The sequence below is a fragment of the Gardnerella vaginalis genome, assembly GCF_040427915.1.
Taxonomy (GTDB): domain Bacteria; phylum Actinomycetota; class Actinomycetes; order Actinomycetales; family Bifidobacteriaceae; genus Bifidobacterium; species Bifidobacterium vaginale_C.
Genome location: NZ_JBETXJ010000002.1, coordinates 296,167 through 321,600, shown reverse-complemented (window position 1 = coordinate 321,600; position 25,434 = coordinate 296,167). Strand labels below are relative to the sequence as shown.

Below are 25,434 nucleotides of genomic sequence, written 5' to 3'. Positions count from 1 at the left end.
CAATGATACGATACATCGTTAAACGATGCCTGAATTATGTTGTGATGCTGTTTGTCTCCGTATCCATGACGTATTTCTTGGCAAGTGCATTTATGGATCCGCGATCGAACTATATGTCTAGGCATCCGCATCCACCAATTCCTTCGATTAATCGTTCTTTGGATTTGGCAAACATCAATGATCAGACTCCGATTATTACGAGGTATTTGCGTTGGATTACTGGCGTTCTTACTCGTTGGGATTGGGGATTAAGCCCAGAGCAGGCTCCTGTTGGTCCTGCGATTGCGGCTCGTATTGGTGCGTCTGTTCAATTAGTTACTTGCGCAACTGTTCTTGGTATTGTTTTCGGTGTTAGCGTTGGTGTTTACACTGCTATTCGTCAGTACAAGTGGCAGGATCGAGTTCTTAACTCTATTGCTACGTTCTTGCTTGTTGTTCCAGCTGCCGTGTTCGGATTACTTATTGTTTTAGCCGCGATTAGCATTAATAACGCTGCTGGTTCTCGTTTATTCTTTGTTACTGGATTACATTCTTATCAGGGTTCTAATCCTATTGCTTTTATTCTTGACTTCTTACAGCATTTGATTTTGCCGACAATTGTTATGACTGTTCCTGGCATGGTTGGATACCATCTTACGCAGCGCACTTATTTGCTTGACACTATGAATGCTGATTATGTTCGCACTGCTCGTGCTAAGGGATTGCCTTTGAACATTGCTATTCGCCGCCACGCTTTGCGTACTTCTTTGATTCCTACAGCTGTGGACGTCGCCTTCTCTATTGCAGGTGTGTTCACGGGTGCTGTGATTACTGAGACCGTGTTCGCAATTAACGGTTTGGGTAGCTATTTTGTGCAAACAATTTCTAATAATGACATTAATGGTTCTGTTGCTATTGCTGCATTCGGAGCTGTGTGTACTTTGGCTGGAGCTTTGCTGGCAGATATCTTCTCTGCTTGGCTTGATCCACGTATTCGCTTGAACTAATTGCAGAACAGTGTAGGTGTTATTGATATGAGTAAAAAAGATGTATCTTCAAACCTTCAAGAGTCTGCTGCAGACAAGAAGGCGACTGCTAATTCTTGGGGTAATTTTAAGCGCACTGGCAAGATTACGCTTTATACGCGTCGTTTCTTTAGGCGACCATCTGCCGTCGTTGGCTTGGTTTTGCTTGTGTTCTTGATTCTTCTTGCGTTGTTTGGATCTAAGATTAGTAAGTGGGGTTACGATGAGCCTGATTTTACTGCTCTTGCAACTCCTCCTAGCGCAGAGCATTGGCTTGGCACAACGCCTGGCGGTTCTGACATGTATGCAATGGTTGTTCGCGGACTTGGTCGCTCGCTTTCTATTGGTATTGTAAGCTCCATTTCTATTACAATTATTGCTGCTTTGGTTGGTACTGCTATTTCTTACTTTGAGGGTTGGTTTGAGCAAGTTGGCATGTGGGTTTTGGACATGCTTTTGATTGTTCCATCCTTCTTGCTTATTGCTTTGATTGTTAGCTCCGCGACTGGTGGCAATGATTGGCTTTGGCTTGCATTTGGTATGACTTCCTTTGGTTGGATTGGTTATGCTCGTACGCTTAGAACTTTGACTTTGAGTTTGCGCGAGCGTGAATATGTGCGCGCAGCCAAGTTTGAAGGTGTTTCTTCATTCCGCATTATTGTTCGCCACTTGGTTCCAAACCTTGGTTCTGTGTTGATTATTAATACGGTTCTCGGTGTTATTGGCGCAATCAACGGCGAAACCGCATTGAGCTTCTTGGGTCTTGGTATTAAGGCTCCAGATACTTCTTTGGGTACTCTTCTTAATGTTGGTCAAAGTAGCGTTATGACCTCTCCTTGGGTTCTTTTGGTTCCTTCTGCGGTTTTGGTTATTTTGACTTTCTCTGTTCAGCTTATTGGTGATGGTCTTCGCGATGCGATTGATCCATATTCTAGGTCTGTTGGTAAGGCCGAGTAAGGCTTGTTGGAGGTTTGAACATGACTGATATGGTGAATGACGCAATTAAGGAAGATTCTGCGATGGAAAATCAAAATAATGAGCCACTTCTTTCTGTACGCAATTTGCAAGTTAGCTTTGCTTCGGAAGCTGGTACGGTTCATGCAGTACGCAATATGAATTTTGATTTGTACCGCGGAAAAACCATTGGTATTGTAGGTGAATCTGGATCTGGTAAGTCGGTTACTTCTCTTGCTGTTATGGGCTTGCTGGATAAGAACGCATCTGTTAAGGGTTCTGTTGTTTATAAGGGCGAAGAGCTGTTAACGAAGTCTGATGCAGAGATGAGTAAGATTCGTGGCAAGAATATTGCCATGGTATTCCAGGATCCTCTTTCTGCTTTAACTCCAGTGTTCTCTATTGGAGATCAGCTTAAGGAAGCTTTGGTTATTCATAATCCAGATATGACCGAAGATCAGATTCGTGAGCGCTCTATTGAATTGCTTAACTTGGTTGGTATCACTAAGCCAGCTGAGCGTTTAAAGTCTTTCCCTCACGAGTTTTCTGGCGGTATGCGTCAGCGCGTTATGATTGCTATGGCAATCGCGAATAACCCAGATATTATTATTGCTGATGAGCCTACTACCGCTTTGGATGTTACTATTCAGGCTCAGGTTTTGGATGTTTTGAAGAAAGCGCAGAAAGAAACTGGCGCAGCGATGATCTTCATTACTCACGATTTGGGTGTTATTGCTGGCGTTGCAGACGAAGTTATTGTTATGTATGCGGGTCATTTGGTTGAGCATAATAGCGTTGAGGAGATTTTTGCTCATCCAACTCAGCCATACACAATTGGCTTGCTTGGTGCTGTTCCTCGTGTTGATCAAAAGCGTACTCGTCGCTTAACTCCAATTTCTAAGCCAACAATGGATATGTTGATGGCAGAAGAAAAGAGTGGCGATACTAGCGACATGATGGGTCTAGAAGCAGAAAGCGAAACTGTTCGCGCGCTGCTTCATGCAGAAACCGAAAAGACGATTAAGCCAATGTTTGAGGGCATTCCTCGCGAGGATCGCAAGGTTGTTTTGGATGTTAAGGGATTGGTTAAAACGTTCCCAATTACAGGTGGCGGTTTCTTGCGACGCAGGGTTGGCGAAGTTCGCGCTGTTGATGGCATTGACCTTGAGATTCGCGAAGGCGAAACTGTAGCTCTTGTTGGCGAATCTGGTTCTGGTAAGTCAACTACTTTGATGGAAATCATGAGTTTAAAGAAGCCAGAAGCTGGCTCTATTACAGTTTTTGGCACCGAGCTTAACGATAAGTTGACTAAAGAGCAGCGTCGCGAGCTTCGTTCTAAGATTCAATACGTGTTCCAGGATCCTATGAGCTCTCTTGATCCTCGTATGCTTGTTTACGATATCTTGGCAGAGCCTCTTCATGTTCAAAAGAAGTCTAAGGAAGAGATTCGTCAGCGTATTGCGGAGCTTATGCAGCTTGTTGAGTTGAATCCAGATCAGGTTGATCGCTTCCCAACGCAGTTCTCTGGTGGCCAGCGTCAGCGTATTGCTATTGCTCGCGCTTTGGCTGTAAACCCTAAGCTGCTTCTTCTTGATGAGCCTGTTTCTGCCTTGGATGTTTCTATTCAGGCTGGCATTATCAACTTGCTTGAAGATTTGCAAGACAAGTTGGGTGTTGCTTACTTGTTTGTGGCTCACAACATGGCTGTTGTTCGTCATATTTCTAGCAGAATTGCTGTTATGTACCACGGACGCATTGTTGAATCTGGCGAAACGGATGAGGTATTTGATAATCCTAAGCATCCGTACACTAAGGCTTTGATTAGTGCTGTGCCAATTCCAGATCCTGCGATTGAGAAGAATCGTAAGCGTATTATTCTCAATGAAGAAGATTCGTTTGATGACGTTGCAAGCGTCTGATTCTAATCTTTTGTGAATACGCCTAAACTTTTGTTTAGGGCAATTTTGATCGCGTGTGTTATGCAAGACACACGCGATTTTTTGTTACAGGCACATAAATTCTAAAAAAAGTAATATATTTTGTTTTTTAATTAAAATAAACTAAAAAATTTTCTGTTTGACTGTTTTATGTATTTAATTTTCTTTTTTATGGATTAAATCTTAAGTAACAAAAGCTTAAATTCAGTATTTGTTAAAAAAGTCGTAACACAAAATGTCAAAAGATTAGATATACTCTACACACATACCAGAAAGCGGACATCATTTCTGGGGAATGAGAGGAATCATGAAAAAAACTAATGCAGGCAAATTAACTGTATTCGCCGCAGCTGCACTTTCTGTTGCAATGCTACTCGGCGCTTGCGGTGGCACAACTGCTACTACAGCAGATAAGGCCAAGGGCGGTATGACCGAAGAGCCAGCCGCAGGTGTGGATACTTCCTACACTGGCGCTCTTCCAATGCCTAAGGTTGACAAGCGCTATGACAATCCACAGCCTCGTGACAATGTTAAGGATGGCGGTACTTACACGTTCTCGCTTTCCGACATGGGTCCAAACTGGAACTACGCTTCTAACGACGGTAATACCGCTTATATGAGCACTTTGTGGGGCTTCTACCAGCCATCGCTTCCTTATTACGACACTGTTAAGGGCGAGAAGGTTAAGTACAACCCTGATTACATTACTTCTGTTAAGAAGGTTAGCGACAAGCCACTCGTAGTTCAGTACGATTTGAACCCAAAGGCTAAGTGGAACGATGGTACAGACATCGATTACACTGCTTTCAAGGCTACTTGGGAAGTTATGAATGGCAAGAACGAAGCCTACTCTGTACCATCTCACGAGGGCTATGATTGCATTGAGTCCGTTGAGCAGGGCGCAAATCCTAAGCAAGTAATCGTTAAGTACAATAAGCCATGCGCAACTTGGGAATTGCTTTTCGCTCCATTGGTTCATCCAAAGGCAACCGATCCGACTGTGTTCAACCAGGGTTGGGTAAATAATCCTCACAACGAGTGGGGCGCAGGTCCATTCGAGATTCAGTCCGCAACCGAAGATCAGGTTGTTTTCGTGCGCAATCCAAAGTGGTGGGGCAAGAAGGCAAAGCTTGACAAGGTTGTTGTAAAGCGTATGGAAGATACCGCTGCAATGAACGCCTTCCAGAACGGCGAAATCGATTCCGTGGATTCCATCTCCACCAAGGATAAGATCAAGGCTGCTCGTAGCGTTAAGGGCGCTCAGCTCCGTTACGGCTACAGCACCAAGATTCGTGTTATTAACTTAAACGCAAAGGCCGGCGCATTCAAGGATAAGGCAGTTCGTAAGGCTGTTGTTCAGGCATTCGACGTTGCTACATACAACAAGATTCAGTTCCAGGGAATGAGCTGGAAGAGCGAGCAGCCAGGTTCGGAGCTTCTCTCCATGTTCCAGGCTGGCTACAAGAACAACCTCCCAGCTGATGGTAAGTTCAACGTAGAAAACGCTAAGAAGACTCTTGAGGCCGCTGGCTACAAGATGGGCAAAGACGGCTACTACGCTAAGAATGGTAAGACCGTTCAGTTTACATTTACCTTCTTCGGCGATGACTCCACTCAGGCAGCTCTTGCTAACGCATTCCAGGCAATGATGAAGAAGGCTGGAATGAAGTGCAAGACTGTAAACAAGCCTGCATCTAAGTTCTCTAAGACTGTAAGCTCCTTCGACTTCCAGGTGCTTCCAATGGCTTGGGTTTCCCAATCTCCATTGAGCTTCTTGGCATCCGCTTCCCAGGTATACGGTTCTAAGAGCGATTCCAACTTTACTGGCACTGGCAGCAAGAAGATTGATGCCGTTCTAGCCAAGATTGGCAAGACCTACGATTACAAGGAACAGACTGCATTGGCCAACAAGGGTGAGTCCATGGCTTTCGCCGAGTATGGTACACTCCCAGTTTCTGCTCCTCCAACCTATCAGGCATACAAGAAGGGCTTCGCTAACGGCGGTCCTGCTGGATATGCTAACGTTTTTGTTGAAAACATTGGTTGGCAGAAGTGAGTAAATTTGTAGCGATAACTCGCGCAAGTTTACTAAGCTGATTGCTTAACTTATAGCATGTGGCGTGTGGTCTTTTGGCTGCACGCCACATGCTTTCGTGCGATTTGAAGGAGCTTGAAATCAACAGGATTTCAAGCTCCTTCAAAGCGTGATTTGGCTCAATTGTGAAGCACGGTGTGCTTCACATGCCAAATCAGCCGAACGGCTATGCCGTGAGGAATAAGCGCTCGCTACGAAACTCGCTCAACACCAAACAAGAGCTGTCGATTAAACTATAAATTTAAGATTAAGTCTCAAAAAACAAAGTCAAAAATAAGGGAGAATCTAGCGCATGTATGTAAATCCAAATAAACGCAAAGACGCGAGCAATGTGCGCTGGGTTTTGCAATATTGTAAGCCAGATATGTGGCGAGTAGGCGTATCGCTAGTTCTTTTTACTATCAACGACACAATGGCAATGACAATGCCTCTGCTTTCTGGCTTTATTGTAGACAAAATCATTATTGGAAAACAGCATGACTTGCTTCTTAACGTATGCGTGCTAATGGTTGCAATGATGATTATTCGCGTTGGCTCAAGGTATATCTACCAGCTTCAAATGGAAAGATTCGGCCAAAACGCCGTGTATCGCCTTGTAAGCGACGAGTATGAGAAGCTACATTCACTTGACTTTACGTACTTTAATCACACGCGCACAGGCGACATTATGAGCCGCATGACTTCGGATACGGATGCGATTCGCCACATTTTAAGCTGGGTATCTTATATGGCGCTGGATTGCGTAGTGATGTTTGTGTTTGCGCTAATTATAATGTTTTCAATACAATGGCAGCTAGCTCTAGCACTTATGGCAATTACACCATTTTTGTTCTTGTTAGCAAGACTTATGGGCAAGAATGCTAGGCCAAAGTTCCTTGCGATTCGCGAATCGTTTGCACGCATGAATTCGATGGTGGAAGAAAACATTGAAGGCAATCGCGTTGTAAAAGCTTTTGTGCGCGAACCTTTTGAAACTCAGAAATTCGATAAATGCAACGAAGACTACTTTAATCGCAATATTACGCTTGCAAAAAACACGCAAAAATACATGCCATGGCTTGACGGCATGGGCTTTGCGTTGGAGCTTGTAACAGTAGGATTTGGCGGATGGCTTGTGCTTAATGGAAGCATGACTTTAGGCGCGTTTGTAACGTTTAACAGCTTCCTTTGGATGCTCCACATGCCAGTAAGAATGGTGGGGTGGCTTATTAACGATTGGCAGCGGTTCAATGCAGGATGCGTGAATATTCGCAAGCTTCTTACGCAAGAATCGCATATTGATTTGCCAAGCGCTGCCAAGAAAAACGTTAAAGTTAAGGGCCGCGTAACTTTTGAACACGTTGATTTTGCGTTCCCAGACGATCTTGATTCACCAATTTTAAGCGATATCGATTTAGACATACCAGCAGGTACAAAGCTTGGAATCTTAGGAGAGACAGGATCTGGAAAGTCAACGCTTGTAAGTCTTATAGCAAGATTCTATGATCCTACGCGTGGTCGCGTTTTGATTGATGGAAAAGACTTACGCGAATTGCCTCTAGAAACTGTTAGGAATCAAGTTAGCATAGTCGCGCAAGAAACATTCCTGTTTTCCGATACGATTGCAGGAAATATTAGCTTTGGATTGCCTCAAAGCGAGGAAAATTGCAAAGAATTAGATAATACGATTAGGCGCATGGCAAGAATCGCAGATGCAGACGATTTTATTATGAATATGCCAGAAGGCTACGAAACTGTAGTAGGCGAGCGAGGAGTTGGTCTTTCGGGCGGTCAAAAGCAGCGTTTAAGTCTTGCTCGCGCGTTAGCTAATAATCCTGCAATCTTGATTATGGACGATACAACTTCTGCAGTAGACATGGAAACTGAGGAGCATATTCAAAAAGAGCTAAAAAAGTTAGATGGTTCTCGCACGGTAATCACAATTGCGCACAGAATCTCGTCTGTTAAAGACGCAGACATGATTATTGTGCTAGATCACGGGAAAATCGTAGAACGCGGAACGCATGAGCATCTTGTGGCATCGCATGGAAGATATTGGGAAATCTACAAAAAGCAGCTTGGCATGCAAATGGGCAAAGCTTTGGGATTTGAAGATTTAGACAAGGCTAAAGGTGAATAGAATGGCGAAACGCAACACTTATCGAGAAGACGAAAGCCAAGAAGAGCACGTAAATTTACACGAGTTGATGCGCGTTCGCAAATACATAAAGCCATACGCTTGGCAATTAGTCAAAATAGTTTTAGTTGTTATTAGCGGAAGTTGCATTATGACAATAACGCCAATGATTACAAAAACACTTATAGACGTAGTTTTGCCTAATAAAAACGTTTCGTATTTGTATGCACTTATTGCATTGTTTGGCGTGCTTATTGTGTTATATGAGCTTGGTTTGGCATACAGAACGCTTGCTATTACGCGACTTGGTCAAATGATAATTAAAGATATGCGGCGCGATATTTTTACGCACGTGCAATCGTTGTCGTTTGACTACTTCGATTCGCGCCCACACGGCAAGATTTTGATTCGCATAGTAAACTACATTAATACGCTTTCCGACACGCTTTCGTCTGGTTTAATTAACGTATTTTCCGATGTTTTTGTGCTAATCATTACGCTAATCGCAATGTTTTATATAGATTGGCGAATGGCGTTGTGGAGTCTTGTATTATTCCCAGTCTTTATAATCTGGACTCGCACTTTGCAGATTTTGCAACGAAAAGCGTCTAAAAAACTGTCGAATAAGCAAAGCAATCTTAACGCATATTTGCACGAATCAATCGCAGGCGTAAAAACCACTCAAACTTTTGCGCGTGAATCAGAACAATACGCTACATTCCAAGATCAGCAGTCGGGAGTCAGAAAAGCGTGGATGCGAAACGTTAGAGTGCAAATGCTTCTTTGGCCTGGAGCTTCGATTATTGAAAGCGCAGCAATTTCGCTGCTCTACTACGTTGGCATAACAAACGCGAGCGGTATGAACATAAGCACGGGTACGCTTATAGCATTTGTGTGGTATTCGAGCACTTTTTGGGAGCCAGTTGTAAATATTGGTAACTTCTACACGCAACTCGTAACATGCTCAGTGTATTTGGAGCGTATTTTTGAGACTCTAAGCATTAAGCCAAATATTGTAGATAAGCCAGATGCAAAAGAATTGCCGCAAATTAAAGGCAAGGTTGACGTAAATGACGTTGTGTTCCGCTACGAAGAAAACGGAAAGCCGATTTTGAATTTAGTTGACTTGCACATTGAGCCTGGAACAACAGTTGCGCTTGTAGGCCCTACTGGAGCAGGTAAAACAACGCTTGTAAGTTTGCTTTCTAGATTCTACGACGTTTCCGAAGGTTCAATCACCATTGACGGCTACGATGTGCGCTCAATAACGTTAGCATCTTTGCGCAAACAAATGGGCGTTATGCTTCAAGACAGTTTTATATTTAGCGGAACTGTTAAAGAAAACATTCGCTACGGCAAGCTTGATGCAACGGACGAGGAGATTGAGGAGGCGGCTCGCGTAGTTCACGCGCACGAGTTTATTGAAGAATTGCCTAATGGCTACAATACGGAGATTGAGGAGCGAGGAGCCACTCTTTCTGCAGGACAAAGGCAGCTTATATCGTTTGCTCGAGTATTACTTGCGAATCCGCGAATTCTAATCCTAGACGAAGCAACAAGCAATATTGATACGCGTACAGAAGAGGCGTTGCAAGCAGGATTGGCTCAATTGCTTAAAAATCGCACTTCTTTTGTAATTGCACATAGACTTTCTACAATCGAGAATGCGGATTTGATTTGCGTGATTGACCATGGGCAAATCGTGGAGCGCGGAAGTCATGAGCAACTTATGGCGCAAAAAGGTGCGTATTACAGGCTTGTGGAATCGCAATACGCTGCGATTAGTGCGGCGATTGCGTAATTACAAAAGTTGCGTTTTAAGTCACGTTTTAAGCCACGTTAAATATGTGACTACACTTGTAAATCATGAGTAAGCATCATCGCGAACATAATTGGGCACCTTCTTTAACAGAACAATCTACAATATGGGAAAATTTGCTTAAAGAAGGCATAACAATCGCAGACGACCACACGCACATGTTAAGCGTAGTGGACTTTGTGCAAAATCTTAATCAAGAATTAGCGCAAAAAGGGCGAGAACCAATTGCTGAACCAACTGCAGATGACTTAGTAAATAGTGCAAAAGCATCAGGGGTTTCGCAAATGATCGAAGTTGGATGCGAATACCCAGATTGGCAGCCGACAATAGATTTTGCAGCTGCTCACCCTGATTGCGTGCGTGCTGCAATAGCGATTCACCCAAACGAAGCGCCTCTACATGGCCATAGGGGAGCAGAAGGACCAGATGGTTTACCAGTAGTTTATAAGCCGTATCACGATATTTCATTTGATGAGGCGATGCAACACTTGCGCTCGCTAGTTGTAGATAACACAAAAGAAGTAGTTGCGATTGGCGAAACTGGTTTAGACTATTTCCGCACGGGCGAATCTGCAAGAATTTACCAGCGCGACTCATTCCGCGCGCATATAGCACTTGCAAAAGAGCTTAATTTGCCGCTTCAAATTCACGATAGAGATGCTCATAGTGATGTTGTAGAAATTTTGCTAAAAGACGGAGCGCCAGAGCGCACGGTGTTTCACAGCTATTCTGGCGGAAAAGACTTAGCTCAAGTGTTAAAAGAAAATGGCTGGTACGCGAGTTTTTCTGGAACGATTAGCTATAAGGGTAACGAAGATTTACAAGAATCTGCGCGAATTATCGGCAAAGATCACATTACTGTTGAAACGGATGCACCATACCTTACGCCAATGCCGTATCGAGGTCGCCCGAACGCTCCTTATATGGTTCCTTACACTCTTGAGTCGCTAGCTAATGCTCTTGATTGCTCTTTGCTAGAAGTGGCAAAGTCAACTTTAAAAACAACGAAAGAAATCTACGGTTTTTAGACGATCTAGCCTTATATTCTTGCTTTGATTAATCCCTATTTTTCAAGGATTCTATGCTGACTTTGCTTTATATATCTGTTATTGTATACAATATTTAGGTACAAATAAATAAAACTGTAAGCAGTAAGACCATATGCGACTTCTTATTATGGCAGATTATTGCAAAGAAGAGGTCTTACTTTTTGGAGGAAAAATCAAGCATGACTAAGTCACGCGTTTCAGCGCTATCTAACGATGACGCTAAGGATCTTCGCAACGGGGCGAAGGAGTCTGAGAAGGCTGCTAAGGGAGTAACGAACCCTAAAGAGGCGATTCTAAAAGCCGCTTCTTTTACAAAAGCGCCAAAAGTTTCTCAGAAAACCACCACTCGCGAAGAACGAGAGGCGTTGGCGTATCAGCAGGCTAAAGAAGTTAAAGAGGCTGAAAAGCTTGCGGATAGTGCGGTTAGAGGTCCACTTGGCAGATGGTGGGCGAAGATCCAAACCAGCTCAGATAAATTTACTTTAGGTATGTCGATAGTGGCATTGGGCGTTGTTTATGGAGATATTGGAACTTCTCCTTTGTACACTGCTCAAACATTCTTAGCTGGTCAAGGCGGATTGCAAAACATTAGTCGCGAAGCCGTTTACGGAATGTTATCCCTAGTGTTTTGGTCAATCACGCTGATCACAACCGTAAAATACGTGTTTGTAGCTATGCGCACAGACAACAAAGGCGAAGGTGGAATTTTTGCACTCTACTCGCTTATTAGACGAAAAGGCGCGTGGCTTGCGATTCCAGCAATGATTGGCGGTGCTGCGTTCCTTGCTGATTCTGTTTTAACTCCAGCAGTTTCAATATCTTCTGCAGTAGAAGGTCTGCGAACTATATCTGCGTTTAGGCCTATTTTCTTAGAAAACGACAATCTATCTTTAATGATCACCGTGGTTATTATTGTGATTCTGTTTTCGGTTCAACAGCGAGGAACTGAAAGAATAGGCAAAGTTTTCGGCATAGTAGTTATGATATGGTTCGGATTCCTAGCGCTTGTTGGAATTATGAACATTGGTGAAGATTGGGCAATTTTTGAAGCATTAAACCCAATTTACGGCTTGAAGTTTTTGTTTAGCTCGCACAATGTGCAAGGAATGGCGTTAATGGGCATCATATTCCTTTCCACAACAGGTGCGGAAGCCTTGTATTCTGATATGGGTCATGTTGGGCGTGGAAACGTTTACGTTACGTGGCCGTTTATTAAAGTTGCTCTTGTTCTAAACTACTTTGGTCAAGGCAGCTGGATGCTACAACATCAAAACAATAAAGCATTATGGTCTATAGAAGGCTTAAATCCGTTCTTCCAGATGCTAAGCCCGAATTTACGTTATGTAGCTGTTGTGCTTTCTGTAACAGCGGGCATTATTGCGTCACAGGCTTTGATTACTGGTGCATTCACTATGGTTTCAGAAGCTACAAGCCTTAATTGGATGCCTCATCTTCAGGTGCGTTACCCTGCGCGTACTCGTGGTCAGCTTTATATTCCAGTTGTTAATTTTGTGCTTTGTCTTGCAACTCTTACGGTTTTAGCCGTGTTTAAAGATTCAGAGCATATTTCGGGAGCGTATGGTCTTGCTCTTACGCTTACCATGATCGCTACAACAACACTTCTTACTGTTCACATGTGGTATCAAAAGAAGAAGATTGCTGCTTTAATTTTTGCCACTGTGTTCTTGATTATCGAGATTTTGTTCTTTATAGCATCTATGGCAAAATTCATGCATGGTGGTTGGTTCACCATGATTCTTGGGGCTACGATTCTTATCGTTATGCTCACTTGGAAGGATGGCACTAAGATTGAGCGTTCGCAACGCTTGCACATGAAGCCTAAGGATTTTCTGCCTGTGCTAGATAAGCTTCATCGCGATTTCCGTATTCCTTATTTTGCGGATAACATTGTTTATTTGACTTCCGATAAGGAAATGAAGCGTTTGGATACTGGAATCTTCTTCTCTATTTTTGCTGATCATCCTAAGCGTGCTCGCGCGTGGTGGGCTGTGTCAGTGGAAACGGATGATGCTCCGTTTACACGCGAATATTGCGTGGAGAATTTTGGCACGGATTATTTGTTCCGCGTTAAGATCAAACTTGGGTTTAAGGTTTCTCCTTCGATACCTGCGTATTTGCATCAGATTATGCACGATTTGTCGCATACTGGTGAGCTTCCTCAGCAACAATCTGTGTATCCTAAGGTTGATGCGGACCCAGATATTGGTCCAATTCGTTACGTGCTTTTGCATAAGGCTTTGATGCCTGAGTCAAATATTTCTTTGCGCGGTGCATTGTCGCTAAAAATGAAGTATGCTATTCGTCATATTGCTGGAACGCCTGTTAAGTGGTTTGGATTAGCTCCGTATAATCCTGTTGTAGAAGTTCAGCCGTTGTTTGTTTCCACTCGTAGACCTCCTCGTTTAAAGAGAGAAGAGGTATCTGCATCTAGGGCTGTTCAGTCTTTGCAAGGTTCTGATGCTGCAGCAGATGTTTCTGCAGACGTTGAACAAACCACTATTATGAACGCTAGAGATATTGCCAATGCAAATGTTTCTAGCGGAGGCAAGTCTGAGAAGACTGAAAAGTCTGAAAAGTCTGCAAATAAGGAGACTAAGGAATCTAAAATATCTAACACTGGCAAAATCGCTAGAATAGATACTGGTCAGATTAAAGCAGTTAAAAAGTGAAGTGATTTAAGCAACTAAGCAACAAGTGATTTGTTTGTGTTGCTTTGTTTGTGTTGCTTTGTTTTAAGGAGCGCGGTGTAATTATGCTTGCAGATTTGCCTGATTTTAATAGGATCGAAAAGTTGCATCGCGCTACTGCGCCAAGTGAAGCTGCTTACAATTTGATTCACTGCCATTGTGTTGTTATTGCTACGATTTCTTGGATGATCGCAAGACACCAAAATCAGTTGTTGGCTTTTGAGCAACTTGGTAGTATTGAGGATTTTGCGGATAAGTCGCCAGCATCCGTTGAGCGGATTATGCTCTGTCAAATATCTAAAATCAATAAAGACTTAAAAAGTAGATGTGATTTAGCAAAGTCGTGTCTTGAAAAATTAATAAATTTAGATCCGCTATCTCTTCCTCAGATCGATGGAGGTGTGGCTCCAAGTGATTATGTAGACGAATATGCTGCATTTGCTGGAGGATTGCTGCACGATATCGGAACTTATTTTGTTTTAGATAAAGACGGTTCGCGCGAAGAGAACGGTAAGTTGGAGTTTGACGGTCCCCATTACATTTTGCACGGTTTGCGCGGCTACAACTATTTGATTGATAATGGTTTTAGCGAAGATACTGCGCAATTTGCGCGTAACCATACTGGTGTAGGGCTGACTCGCGAGCAAGTTGTTGCGCAGAATTTACCGCTTCCAGCTGGCGACTATATTCCGCAAACTATTGAACAAGAAATTGTGATGGTTGCAGATAAATACAACAGTAAGTCGATTCCGCCGCGATTTTTAACAGTTGACACCTACAGGCGTAAGGCTGCGCGATTTGGCGAAGAAAATGCGAAGCGATGGATGGGCTTGGTTAATAAGTATGGCAGAGTGAGCGTTTGCAAGCTTGCAGATTTCTTTGGGCTTAAAGTTGATTAAGCAAAGTTGATTAAGCTTTGCTTAATCTTAGATTTTGCTTTTATGGCTATAAAGCCGCTAATCCAAGTGCAGTGTTTACTTCGGCTACAATATCGTGCATAGCAGCGCTTGCTGCAGCTGCGTCACCTTCCATAATTGCTTGTGTTACCTTTTTATGGTTTAATATCGCTTCTTTGTTTGGTTTTGGTGGATAAAGATTAAGTTCAACTCTGCCTCGTAATACGCTTTCAACTATTGAACTAAGTTTTGCGAAAATCGGGTTACCGCTATTTGCAAGCAAAAGAGTATGGAACTGTATGTCTAATTCATGAAAATCTGTCAGTCTATTTTCTTCCACTGCTTTTACCATATCGTGACCAATTACGCCCACTTTATAGCGTATTTCTACATTTCCGCGTAATGCGCATCCAGCTGCTGCAGCGGGTTCTACAACGAGACGAAGTTCTGTTAATGCTCGTAGTTCGTTTTCTCTGTATGGTGAATGTAATTTCCATGTGATTACGCGTGTATTTAAATCGTCCCAATTTTCTGGGCTACAAGCTATTACGCCTGTTCCGCGTTGAAATTGTACACACCCCAAAGATGCTAATAGTCTTGTTGCTTCTCGAGCTACTGTTCTAGATATTCCATATTGTTTTTGAATATCTTCTAGTTTTCGATTAGTTTTTGGCTCCCATTTGTTATTTACTATTTCGTCTGCGAGAGCATCCGCTATAGATAGATGTAAAGGAGCGTTTTCGGTCACTAAGTCACTGGAAATTTGACTTTGTGTGGTATTAGACACCATATTTGCCTCGCAGTTTTATGTATATTTATGGTTTCATCCTAGCAAATAGAAAATGAAAATATAGTTATGCTCAAAAAATAACACATTAAAGACTCTTAATTCTTTGACAAAGAGTCTTTGTGTGGTATTCTTATAGTGTTGTCAATAACAAAGGAGCTATTATGGCGATTCACATTGTAGTGATGGGCGTTGCTGGTTGTGGCAAGTCTACTGTTTCTGAGGCAATTCGCGATCAGCTTGATTACACTTTGGCAGAAGGCGATGATTTTCATCCAAAAGCTAATATAGATAAAATGTCCGCAGGAATTGCGCTAACAGATGAAGATCGTTGGCCTTGGCTGGATCTTATTAACAAATGGATGGTTGCGCGTGAAAGTCTTGGAGAAAACACAGTTGTTTCAAGCTCTGCATTAAAACGGTCATATCGCGAAGTTCTTTCTAAAAATTTAAACGTGTACTTCTTGCATTTAAACGGAAGCCATGAGTTAATAGCGCAGAGGCTAAAAGATCGTAAAGGACACTTTATGCCGCCATCTTTATTGCCAAGTCAGTTCGCAATTTTGGAGCCTCTAGATAAAGAAGAAAACGGTACCGTTATCTCTATTGAAGGTTCTGTTGAAGATATGGTTCATAGAGCTATAGAAGCAGTGAAATCATATGAACAATCGCAACTTCAAAAAACAATCGTAAATGCAAAACAATAGCAATTGTAAAATGGCGCAATTGTAAAGCATGCAAAAGGATATATTCAAAAATTACTAACGCAAATAACAAAGTTGTTAGCGCATTGATCGTAAACAAAAGATCACAAGGAACTATAAACAAAGCATCACGATAATTAAAACAATTCACAAAATCATGGAGGATTTATGAGTGGATTAATTCTTGCGGCAATATTAGGTATAGCGCTTATTGTCGTACTTATTGCAGTGGTAAAAGTGCATCCGTTCCTATCGTTAATGATTGGTTCGGTTGCAACTGCAATCATTGCAGGAGTTCCATATGATAAAAGTCTTACAAGCTTTACTAATGGAGTTGGCTCCACAGCATCAGGAGTTGGATTACTCATTGCTTTAGGCGGAATTATTGGAATTCTTCTTACGCGTTCTGGTGGAGCAGACGTGATTTGTGACACCATACTTAAGAAAGCTCCAGAACATAAGCTTCCATGGGCCATGGCTCTGAGCGCATTTATTGTTGGAATTCCACTGTTCTTTGAAGTTGGTGTAGTGATACTTATACCGATTATTCTTCTTGTTGCTCGTCGTACAAAAATGCCAGTAATTGCTCTCGGCATACCAGCGCTCGCAGGCTTATCGGCTTTGCATGCTTTTGTACCGCCACATCCTGGACCACTTGTTGCTATTGATGCTTTGCATGCAAACCTTGGATTGACTTTGGCTTTTGGTTTGATTATCGCCATACCAACTGTAGCAATCGCAGGACCTCTAATGGTTCATTGGATGGTAAAAATGGTTCCTATTCAAGCTAAGCAAGAAGAAGACAATAAGAAGGAAGATAAGCCACAAAATCGTCCTACATTCGCGGAAGCGTCTAGCGTAATTTTACTTCCAGTAATTCTTATGCTTGCAGCCAGTGTTGTTGATATTACGGGGCAATCAAAATCTACATTTGGTAGTGTAATCGCATGGATTGGAACACCACTTGAAGCTCTTACAATCACTACTATTTTTGCGATGATATTATTTGCTATTCGCGCAAAGTGGAGTAGGGATACATTAAATTCTCTGGTAGGCCTTTCGTTCTCCTCAATTGCAAGTATCTTGTTGATCGTTGCTGCTGGGGGCGGATTTAAGCAAACTCTTGTAGATTCTGGAATTGGTAAAGTTATTGCTACGGGCATTGTTCAGGCAAATCTTAATCCTCTTCTTGCTGGATGGATTGTTGCTGTACTAATTAGGCTGGCGACTGGATCTGCAACCGTTGCAACCGTAACTGCATCTGGAATTGTTGCACCTTTGGCTGCAAATCTAAATCAAGTACAATTAGCGTTACTCGTACTAGCTATTGGTGCTGGATCAATCTTCTTATCTCATGTAAATGATGCTGGATTCTGGTTGGTTAAAGAATATTTCGGTATGAGCGTAGGACAAACGTTTAAAACATGGTCATTAATGGAAACAGTATTGTCTGTTGTTGGACTTGCAATTATTATGCTAGTTTCTGCTGTTGTTCCTGTGTTCATATGAAATTAAAAAGATTATCTGAATAAGTTTTGCAAAAGTTATTAAAAGTTATCAAAAGTTATCAAAAAATTTGAAAGAAGGCATTTATTATGCAATTAGGTGTTATAGGTTTAGGGCGCATGGGTGGAAACATGGTTAAGCGCTTGCGCGAAGGAGGTCATGAAGTTGTTGGATACGATGTTAGTGCCGAATCAAATCGAGATGTTGACTCTTTAGAAAAATTGGTACAAAGACTTTCTAGTCCGCGTATTGTATGGGTTATGGTTCCAGCTGGTTCTCCTACAGACACAACTATCGAAAAATTAAGCAATCTTCTCGAAGATAATGACCTAGTAATTGATGGAGGCAATACTAGGTATGTTGATGATCAGCGTCATTCTGCTGAATTAAAAGCAAAGGGAATCCATTTTATGGATGTTGGAGTTTCAGGCGGAGTTTGGGGATCTACTCGTGGTTACGCATTGATGGCTGGCGGCTCCGATGAAGATTATCAGAGAATGCTACCAATTTTCGAGACCTTGAAGCCTGAAGGCCCTGACGGACTCGTTCACGCTGGTGCTGTTGGCGGTGGTCATTTTGCCAAGATGGTTCACAATGGAATTGAATACGGCATGATGCAGGCTTTTGGTGAAGGCTTTGCAACAATGATGCGTTCAGAATTAATAGATGATCCAGCTAAGGTTATGTCTTCATGGCGCCAAGGTTCTGTTGTTCAGTCTTGGCTTCTTGACTTATTCGCGCGCGCTGCAAAAGACGATCCTACATTAGAATCTATGCCTCCTGTTGCTAATGAATCTGGTGAAGCAAAGTGGATGGTTGAAGCTGCACTTGAACTTGGTGTTCCAACCCCAGTTACCGCATGCTCATTGTGGGCTCGCCAAGTATCTCGCGGAGGTGGAGATGACACTTTGCGAGTAGTTTCATCGTTGCGTGCGCAGTTTGGTGGTCATGTCACTAAAAAATAGTCAAAGTAAGTAGAAAATATCTAAGGTAAAAATAGGTAAAATAGGTAAAAAATAGATAAAGATTGTATAGATGGGCAGTTATGTGTTAATTGCCCATCTATTTTTGTTTGCGACACTCCCGGGTTTTGTGTTTTTTATGGTTTTTTGTTTGTTTTTTGGGTTGTTTTTGGTTTTGTGTTGGTGGTTGTTGTGGTTTGTTGTGGTTTTTTGCGTGTTTTCGACACGCCGATGTTTTGGCTTGTTTTCAATGGTTTTGTGGTGTTTGTTTGGTGTTGGTTTGCGTTTTGGTGGGGTTTGGTGTAAGTTTATCTCTTGCTGCTCAGCGCGGCTGGTTCTCCTCGGTTGAGGTTGATGGGCCGGCTGGTGTGGTGGTGGTTTGAGAACTCAAGAGCGTGTCTGTACTACTTATTAGTTAATTATTGCCAGTTCATTGTCAGCCTCACGGATTGTGGGGTGCCTGAGAGATGGTTAAATGATGGTGAGGTTTTTTGTTGGGATGTTCTTTCCTTAAAGAATGTCTCGTCTTTTTCTTTTATATTGGAGCCTTTTGTTGGCTCTTCATTGAAGTTTTTCGTGGAGGGTTCGATTCTGGCTCAGGATGAACGCTGGCGGCGTGCTTAACACATGCAAGTCGAACGGGATCTGACCAGCTTGCTGGTTGGTGAGAGTGGCGAACGGGTGAGTAATGCGTGACCAACCTGCCCCATGCTCCAGAATAGCTCTTGGAAACGGGTGGTAATGCTGGATGCTCCAACTTGACGCATGTCTTGTTGGGAAAGTGTTTAGTGGCATGGGATGGGGTCGCGTCCTATCAGCTTGTAGGCGGGGTAATGGCCCACCTAGGCTTCGACGGGTAGCCGGCCTGAGAGGGCGGACGGCCACATTGGGACTGAGATACGGCCCAGACTCCTACGGGAGGCAGCAGTGGGGAATATTGCGCAATGGGGGGAACCCTGACGCAGCGACGCCGCGTGCGGGATGAAGGCCTTCGGGTTGTAAACCGCTTTTGATTGGGAGCAAGCCTTTTGGGTGAGTGTACCTTTCGAATAAGCGCCGGCTAACTACGTGCCAGCAGCCGCGGTAATACGTAGGGCGCAAGCGTTATCCGGAATTATTGGGCGTAAAGAGCTTGTAGGCGGTTCGTCGCGTCTGGTGTGAAAGCCCATCGCTTAACGGTGGGTTTGCGCCGGGTACGGGCGGGCTAGAGTGCAGTAGGGGAGACTGGAATTCCCGGTGTAACGGTGGAATGTGTAGATATCGGGAAGAACACCAATGGCGAAGGCAGGTCTCTGGGCTGTTACTGACGCTGAGAAGCGAAAGCGTGGGGAGCGAACAGGATTAGATACCCTGGTAGTCCACGCCGTAAACGGTGGACGCTGGATGTGGGGCCCATTCCACGGGTTCTGTGTCGGAGCTAACGCGTTAAGCGTCCCGCCTGGGGAGTACGGCCGCAAGGCTAAAACTCAAAGAAATTGACGGGGGCCCGCACAAGCGGCGGAGCATGCGGATTAATTCGATGCAACGCGAAGAACCTTACCTGGGCTTGACATGTGCCTGACGACTGCAGAGATGTGGTTTCCTTTCGGGGCAGGTTCACAGGTGGTGCATGGTCGTCGTCAGCTCGTGTCGTGAGATGTTGGGTTAAGTCCCGCAACGAGCGCAACCCTCGCCCTGTGTTGCCAGCGGGTTATGCCGGGAACTCACGGGGGACCGCCGGGGTTAACTCGGAGGAAGGTGGGGATGACGTCAGATCATCATGCCCCTTACGTCCAGGGCTTCACGCATGCTACAATGGCCAGTACAACGGGTTGCTTCATGGTGACATGGTGCTAATCCCTTAAAACTGGTCTCAGTTCGGATCGTAGTCTGCAACTCGACTACGTGAAGGCGGAGTCGCTAGTAATCGCGAATCAGCAACGTCGCGGTGAATGCGTTCCCGGGCCTTGTACACACCGCCCGTCAAGTCATGAAAGTGGGCAGCACCCGAAGCCGGTGGCCTAACCCTTTTGGGATGGAGCCGTCTAAGGTGAGGCTCGTGATTGGGACTAAGTCGTAACAAGGTAGCCGTACCGGAAGGTGCGGCTGGATCACCTCCTTTCTACGGAGTTTTTGTGCACGCTCGGATTGAGTGTGGTTACTGGTGTGGAAAACAATAGTTGACGTTTTTTAGATGAGTTTGTTGGGCATGCTTTTGGGTTCCCGGATTGCCACCCCCCTTTTTTTGGGGTTGCGGTCCTAGCCCTTGGATTGCAGGTTGAGGCTTTTTGGTTTTTGGCTTGTGTTCTTGGTGTTTGGTGGTTTGAGAACTGGATAGTGGACGCGAGTAAGAATAGTGAGACTTTTTTTGGTTTTGCTTGTTTTTACTTTTATCAATTTCAACCGGCTCCATTTTGGTGGAGTCGCTTGATCGTTTTGTGATCGTTTAGTGTGATGATTTATTGTCTAGAGAGTTAAGCGATAGGCTTTTTACTGGTGTATCACTGGTAAGGGCGTATGGTGGATGCCTTGGTAGACAGGACCGATGAAGGACGTGACGGGCTGCGATATGCCTCGGGGAGCTGCCGAGTGGGCTTTGATCCGAGGATTTCCGAATGGGGAGACCCGGCCACTGTTATGGGTGGTCACCACAGTTTTTGTGGGGGGTACGCAGGGAAGTGAAACATCTCAGTACCTGCAGGAAAGGATACTCCGTGAGTAGTGGCGAGCGAAAGCGGATCAGGCTAAACCGAGTACGTGTGATAATCGTCAGGTGTTGCGTATTCGGGGTCGTGGGATTGACTGTTCAGCCTCTGACGGGGTTGAGGAGAGTGATAAAATGTCGTGTTATGTGAATGGGATTGAATTCCCAGCCGTAGAGGGTGATGGCCCCGTAGCAGGTTGCGCGATGTCTCTTTATGTTTATTCCCAAGTAGCGCGGGCCTCGTGGAATCCCGCGTGAATCTGCCCAGACCGTTGGGTAAGCCTAAGTATTCCTGTCTGACCGATAGTGTACTAGTACCGTGAGGGAAAGGTGAAAAGCACCCCGGGAGGGGAGTGAAATAGTTCCTGAAACCGTGCGCTTACAATCCGTCGGAGCCTTCTTTGTGGGGTGACGGCGTGCCTATCGAAAAATGAGTCTGCGAGTCAGTGGTATGTGGCGAGGCTAACCCGGGTGGGGGAGCCGTAGCGAAAGCGAGTTTTAAAAGGCGTTTTAGTCGCATGTCCTGGACCCGAAGCGGGATGATCTAGCCCTGAGCAGGTTGAAGCGCGGGTAAGACCGTGTGGAGGACCGAACCCACCTAGGTTGAAAACTGGGGGGATGACTTGGGGTTAGGGGTGAAAGGCCAATCAAATTCCGTGATAGCTGGTTCTCTCCGAAATGCATTTAGGTGCAGCGTCATGTTATTGCTTGCAGGGGGTAGAGCTACTGGATGCTTGCGGGCCCATACCGGGTACTAATAGCAGCCAAACTCCGAATACCTGTTAGGTTTATCATGGCAGTGAGTCGGCGGGGGATAAGCTCCGTCGTCAAAAGGGAAACAGCCCTGATCGTCGTCTAAGGTCCCGAAGCGCGTGCTAAGTGGGAAAGGATGTGGAGTCGCATAGACAGCCAGGAGGTTGGCTCAGAAGCAGCCATCCTTGAAAGAGTGCGTAACAGCTCACTGGTCTAGTGGTTCCGCGCCGACAATGTAGCGGGGCTTAAGCACGCCACCGAAGACGCGGCTGCATGATTTGTTTCATGTGGGGTAGGAGAGCGTCCTGTATGGGGTGAAGCGGCAGTGTGAACTTGTCGTGGACTTTACGGGAGTGAGAATGCAGACATGAGTAGCGAGAGACAGGTGTGAATCCTGTCCGCTGAATGACTAAGGGTTCCGGGGCCACGTTCGTCGTCCCCGGGTGAGTCGAGTCCTAAGGCGAGGCCGACAGGCGTAGTCGAATGGATGAACGGGTTGATATTCCCGTACCGGTGTTACACCGTTCGAACTGAATCTGAGAGTACTAACCTTGATTATTCTGGTTGATTGCCTTTCGGGGTTTTTGACTGGTTTGGTTTTGGGACTGTATCGGTAGTAGGTTAGCGTGGGAGTGACGCGGGTAGGTAGCCGGCTGCGGAGGTGGTTTTCCGTGGCTAAGCGTGTGGGCTGTCCTCTAGGTAAATCCGGGGGATGTTTAAGCTGAGGCGTGATGGGTAGGCTGTAAGGCTGATTCCGGTGATCCTGCTTGCCGAGAAAAGCTTCAACGTGAGGTGTGATTCCGCTCGTACCCTAAACCGACACTGGTGGTCTGGTAGAGTATACCGAAGCGATCGGGCGAATCCTGGCCAAGGAACTCGGCAAATTACTCCCGTGCCTTCGGCATAAGGGAGACCCCTGATGGTGATGTTTTTTACAGGCGGAGCTGTTGGGGGTGGCACAAGCTAGGGGGTAGCGACTGTTTACCAAAAACACAGGAGCGTGCGAAGGCGTAAGCCGCTGTATACGCTCTGACGCCTGCCCGGTGCCGGAAGGTTAAGAGGATCCGTTAGCTTCGGTGAAGCGGTGAATTTAAGCCCCGGTAAACGGCGGTGGTAACTATAACCATCCTAAGGTAGCGAAATTCCTTGTCGGGTAAGTTCCGACCTGCACGAATGGCGTAACGACTTCCCCACTGTCTCGGCCAGGAGCCCGGCGAAATTGCAGTACGAGTAAAGATGCTCGTTAAGCGCAGAAGGACGAAAAGACCCCGGGACCTTTACTATACCTTGGTATTGTCGTTAGGTGTGGATCGTGTAGCATAGGCGGGAGGCTGTGAAGCGTGGGCGCTAGCTTGCGTGGAGTCGATCAGTGAAATACCGCTCTTTCCATATCTGGCGTCTAACCTCGACACGTTATCCGTGTTAGGGACAGTGCCTGGCGGGTAGTTTAACTGGGGCGGTTGCCTCCTAAAGAGTAACGGAGGCGCTCAATGGTCCGCTCAGCCCGGTTGGCAATCGGGTGTTGAGTGTAATCGCACAAGCGGGCTTGACTGTGAGACTGACGGGTCGAGCAGGGACGAAAGTCGGAGATAGTGATCCGGTGCCGGCGTACGGACGTGGCATCGCTCAACGGATAAAAGGTACCCCGGGGATAACAGGCTGATCATTCCCAAGAGTCCATATCGACGGGATGGTTTGGCACCTCGATGTCGGCTCGTCGCATCCTGGGGCTGGAGCAGGTCCCAAGGGTTCGGCTGTTCGCCGATTAAAGCGGCACGCGAGCTGGGTTCAGAACGTCGTGAGACAGTTTGGTCTCTATCCTCTGCGCTCGTTGGAATGTTGAGGAGACCTGCCCATAGTACGAGAGGACCTGGGTGGACGAACCTCTGGTATGCCGGTCGTCACGCCAGTGGCGCTGCCGGTTAGCTACGTTTGGAAGGGATAACCGCTGAAAGCATCTAAGCGGGAAGCCTGCTCCAAGATTAGCATTCCTTGCACTTTGTGTGTGAGCCCCCATGTAGAACACGTGGTTGATAGGCTGGATGTGGAAGCCCTGTAAGGGGTGGAGCTGACCAGTACTAATGGGCGATTGTGATACTACTTGTATTGTTTATCGTTTAATTCTCTTAATAGTATGGAGTGTTAAATGATCATGATTATGGTTGAGTTGTTGATTTTGATGATTGTTTTTCTGTTGCTCGCGTTCATGTCCGGTTCCCAAACCGCCAGTTTGCCGCTCGCTTATAGTGAGTGTATAATTTAGTTTTGCGGTGGTCATGGCTCAGGTGAGACGCCCGGTCCCATTCCGAACCCGGAAGCTAAGGCCTGACACGGTGAGGGTACTGCACTCGATAGGGTGTGGGAGACTAGCACGCTGCCGCATTATTCTTCTAGCGGGGAGTTTCAACTCCCCGCTTTTTTATTATTTAAAACAGGTCGTCGCGCAAGTGAGGTGGAGATTCGAGATTTTTCGCACTGAATGAGATGAACCTCAGCATCTTTGATGGTGATTCATCGAATGAAGAAGAAAAATCGAGAATCTCGGTGATGAAAGATACGCAAAAGTTTTAGATATTCAGAAGGTTTGATGTATTTCTCTACGAGCAATAAAAGAGGAGCGTAGCGACGGGACTTGCGAGGAGAGAAATACTCAAACCTCGCACAACACCAAATAGGAAATGTCGCACTACACTTTAAGCGAAAAGGTAGGTCGTCGCGCGCGTGATTCACGTGCCGCCATAGCGCGATTGTACCAAAACATGTTAGTGTAAAGAACCTTGTTAGCGTAAAGAGTACTGTTGTAAGTGTAGCTTTAACACAATTAAACTGATTAAACGGAAGTATGTATGAAAAAGGCTCTTATTAACATTGATTACACGAATGATTTCGTGGCAAGTGATGGCTCGCTTACGGTAGGAGAGCCTGCGCAAAAGCTTGAGAAGCGCATTACTGAAATATCGCAAGAATTTCTCGATGCTGGTGAATTCGTGGTTTTTGCAATTGATACGCATCATCTAAATGATCCGTATCATCCAGAAACTAAGCTTTTCCCACCTCACAATATTGCTGGAACTCATGGTCAGGAGCTCTATGGAACTCTTGGTGATTTTTATGAGGCAAATAAAGATAAAAGCAACGTGTATTACATTCATAAAACTCGCTACTCTTCCTTTAATGGCACGGATTTGCTGATTAAGCTTCGCGAACGTCATATTGAGGAGTTGCACTTGGTTGGAGTTTGCACAGATATTTGCGTGCTCCACACTGCTGTTGACGCGTATAATCTTGGATTCAAGATTGTGGTTCACAAAGATGCAGTCGCAAGCTTTGATCCGCAAGGTCACGAGTGGGCGCTTCGACATTTTAAGACTTGTCTTAATGCGGATATTGTAGAAGGCTGAGAATTTTAGCTACAAACTATTTAAATAATTATTAAATAGTTATTAAAAATAATCGACGCT

14 protein-coding genes and 3 rRNA genes are annotated in these 25,434 nt (G+C 44.9%); 16 read left to right on the top strand and 1 reads right to left on the bottom strand.

From position 1 onward, the window contains the following. Nucleotides 1-2: 2 nt before the first annotated feature. From ABVC65_RS01325 to ABVC65_RS01285, 9 genes are all read left to right on the top strand, one after another. Nucleotides 3-986, top strand: coding sequence for an ABC transporter permease (locus ABVC65_RS01325; RefSeq protein WP_248911675.1), 984 nt, complete (start codon nt 3-5; stop codon nt 984-986). 27 nt (nt 987-1,013) lie between these two features. Next, nucleotides 1,014-1,961: an ABC transporter permease gene (locus tag ABVC65_RS01320; protein ID WP_004113854.1), complete on the top strand. Its 948-nt coding sequence runs from the start codon at nt 1,014-1,016 to the stop codon at nt 1,959-1,961. A gap of 20 nt (nt 1,962-1,981) precedes the next feature. Continuing rightward, nucleotides 1,982-3,877: an ABC transporter ATP-binding protein gene (locus tag ABVC65_RS01315; protein WP_353582412.1), complete on the top strand. Its 1,896-nt coding sequence runs from the start codon at nt 1,982-1,984 to the stop codon at nt 3,875-3,877. 325 nt (nt 3,878-4,202) lie between these two features. Further along, entirely contained in the window at nt 4,203-5,951 is a 1,749-nt protein-coding gene (locus tag ABVC65_RS01310; RefSeq protein ID WP_004123171.1) for an ABC transporter family substrate-binding protein, read from the top strand. A 331-nt stretch (nt 5,952-6,282) separates the two neighbouring features. After that, nucleotides 6,283-8,109, top strand: a complete 1,827-nt coding sequence (locus tag ABVC65_RS01305; protein WP_353582411.1) for an ABC transporter ATP-binding protein — start codon at nt 6,283-6,285, stop codon at nt 8,107-8,109. A gap of 1 nt (nt 8,110) precedes the next feature. Beyond that, on the top strand, nt 8,111-9,907 hold the full coding sequence (locus ABVC65_RS01300) for an ABC transporter ATP-binding protein (protein ID WP_353582410.1): 1,797 nt from the start codon (nt 8,111-8,113) through the stop codon (nt 9,905-9,907). A gap of 65 nt (nt 9,908-9,972) precedes the next feature. Continuing rightward, entirely contained in the window at nt 9,973-10,953 is a 981-nt protein-coding gene (locus ABVC65_RS01295) for a TatD family hydrolase (RefSeq protein ID WP_353582409.1), read from the top strand. 200 nt (nt 10,954-11,153) lie between these two features. After that, entirely contained in the window at nt 11,154-13,664 is a 2,511-nt protein-coding gene (locus tag ABVC65_RS01290) for a KUP/HAK/KT family potassium transporter (RefSeq protein ID WP_353582408.1), read from the top strand. Nucleotides 13,665-13,747: 83 nt separating this feature from the next. Then, a complete protein-coding gene (locus ABVC65_RS01285; RefSeq protein ID WP_353582407.1) occupies nt 13,748-14,581 on the top strand; it encodes an HD domain-containing protein in 834 nt (277 codons plus the stop codon). 46 nt (nt 14,582-14,627) lie between these two features. Here the strand turns inward: ABVC65_RS01285 and ABVC65_RS01280 are convergent, their stop codons facing one another. Further along, nucleotides 14,628-15,368: a FadR/GntR family transcriptional regulator gene (locus ABVC65_RS01280; protein ID WP_353582406.1), complete on the bottom strand. Its 741-nt coding sequence runs from the start codon at nt 15,366-15,368 to the stop codon at nt 14,628-14,630. A gap of 161 nt (nt 15,369-15,529) precedes the next feature. Between ABVC65_RS01280 and ABVC65_RS01275 the strand changes: the two genes are divergently transcribed. From ABVC65_RS01275 to ABVC65_RS01245, 7 genes are all read left to right on the top strand, one after another. Next, on the top strand, nt 15,530-16,072 hold the full coding sequence (locus ABVC65_RS01275) for a gluconokinase (protein ID WP_353582405.1): 543 nt from the start codon (nt 15,530-15,532) through the stop codon (nt 16,070-16,072). A 165-nt stretch (nt 16,073-16,237) separates the two neighbouring features. Beyond that, complete coding sequence (locus ABVC65_RS01270) at nt 16,238-17,578, top strand: GntP family permease (RefSeq protein ID WP_353582404.1); 1,341 nt, start codon at nt 16,238-16,240, stop codon at nt 17,576-17,578. A gap of 86 nt (nt 17,579-17,664) precedes the next feature. After that, nucleotides 17,665-18,540: a phosphogluconate dehydrogenase (NAD(+)-dependent, decarboxylating) gene (gene gnd, locus ABVC65_RS01265; RefSeq protein WP_004138455.1), complete on the top strand. Its 876-nt coding sequence runs from the start codon at nt 17,665-17,667 to the stop codon at nt 18,538-18,540. Between the two features lie 570 nt (nt 18,541-19,110). Further along, nucleotides 19,111-20,638, top strand: a 16S ribosomal RNA gene (locus ABVC65_RS01260). A gap of 375 nt (nt 20,639-21,013) precedes the next feature. Beyond that, nucleotides 21,014-24,074: ribosomal RNA gene (locus ABVC65_RS01255) — 23S ribosomal RNA — on the top strand. A gap of 165 nt (nt 24,075-24,239) precedes the next feature. After that, nucleotides 24,240-24,356, top strand: a 5S ribosomal RNA gene (rrf, locus tag ABVC65_RS01250). The 16S, 23S and 5S rRNA genes sit together here, the layout of an rRNA operon. Before the next feature lie 463 nt (nt 24,357-24,819). Further along, nucleotides 24,820-25,374, top strand: a complete 555-nt coding sequence (locus tag ABVC65_RS01245) for a cysteine hydrolase family protein (protein ID WP_004125197.1) — start codon at nt 24,820-24,822, stop codon at nt 25,372-25,374. Nucleotides 25,375-25,434: the final 60 nt, after the last annotated feature.

What these genes read in the sequence shown, in the direction of transcription:
- ABVC65_RS01325 (WP_248911675.1), top strand. Translation starts at nt 3, where the DNA reads ATGATACGATACATCGTTAAACGATGCCTGAATTATGTTGTGATGCTG.
- ABVC65_RS01320 (WP_004113854.1), top strand. Translation starts at nt 1,014, where the DNA reads ATGAGTAAAAAAGATGTATCTTCAAACCTTCAAGAGTCTGCTGCAGAC.
- ABVC65_RS01315 (WP_353582412.1), top strand. Translation starts at nt 1,982, where the DNA reads ATGACTGATATGGTGAATGACGCAATTAAGGAAGATTCTGCGATGGAA.
- ABVC65_RS01310 (WP_004123171.1), top strand. Translation starts at nt 4,203, where the DNA reads ATGAAAAAAACTAATGCAGGCAAATTAACTGTATTCGCCGCAGCTGCA.
- ABVC65_RS01305 (WP_353582411.1), top strand. Translation starts at nt 6,283, where the DNA reads ATGTATGTAAATCCAAATAAACGCAAAGACGCGAGCAATGTGCGCTGG.
- ABVC65_RS01300 (WP_353582410.1), top strand. Translation starts at nt 8,111, where the DNA reads ATGGCGAAACGCAACACTTATCGAGAAGACGAAAGCCAAGAAGAGCAC.
- ABVC65_RS01295 (WP_353582409.1), top strand. Translation starts at nt 9,973, where the DNA reads ATGAGTAAGCATCATCGCGAACATAATTGGGCACCTTCTTTAACAGAA.
- ABVC65_RS01290 (WP_353582408.1), top strand. Translation starts at nt 11,154, where the DNA reads ATGACTAAGTCACGCGTTTCAGCGCTATCTAACGATGACGCTAAGGAT.
- ABVC65_RS01285 (WP_353582407.1), top strand. Translation starts at nt 13,748, where the DNA reads ATGCTTGCAGATTTGCCTGATTTTAATAGGATCGAAAAGTTGCATCGC.
- ABVC65_RS01280 (WP_353582406.1), bottom strand. Translation starts at nt 15,368, where the DNA reads ATGGTGTCTAATACCACACAAAGTCAAATTTCCAGTGACTTAGTGACC.
- ABVC65_RS01275 (WP_353582405.1), top strand. Translation starts at nt 15,530, where the DNA reads ATGGCGATTCACATTGTAGTGATGGGCGTTGCTGGTTGTGGCAAGTCT.
- ABVC65_RS01270 (WP_353582404.1), top strand. Translation starts at nt 16,238, where the DNA reads ATGAGTGGATTAATTCTTGCGGCAATATTAGGTATAGCGCTTATTGTC.
- gnd (WP_004138455.1), top strand. Translation starts at nt 17,665, where the DNA reads ATGCAATTAGGTGTTATAGGTTTAGGGCGCATGGGTGGAAACATGGTT.
- ABVC65_RS01245 (WP_004125197.1), top strand. Translation starts at nt 24,820, where the DNA reads ATGAAAAAGGCTCTTATTAACATTGATTACACGAATGATTTCGTGGCA.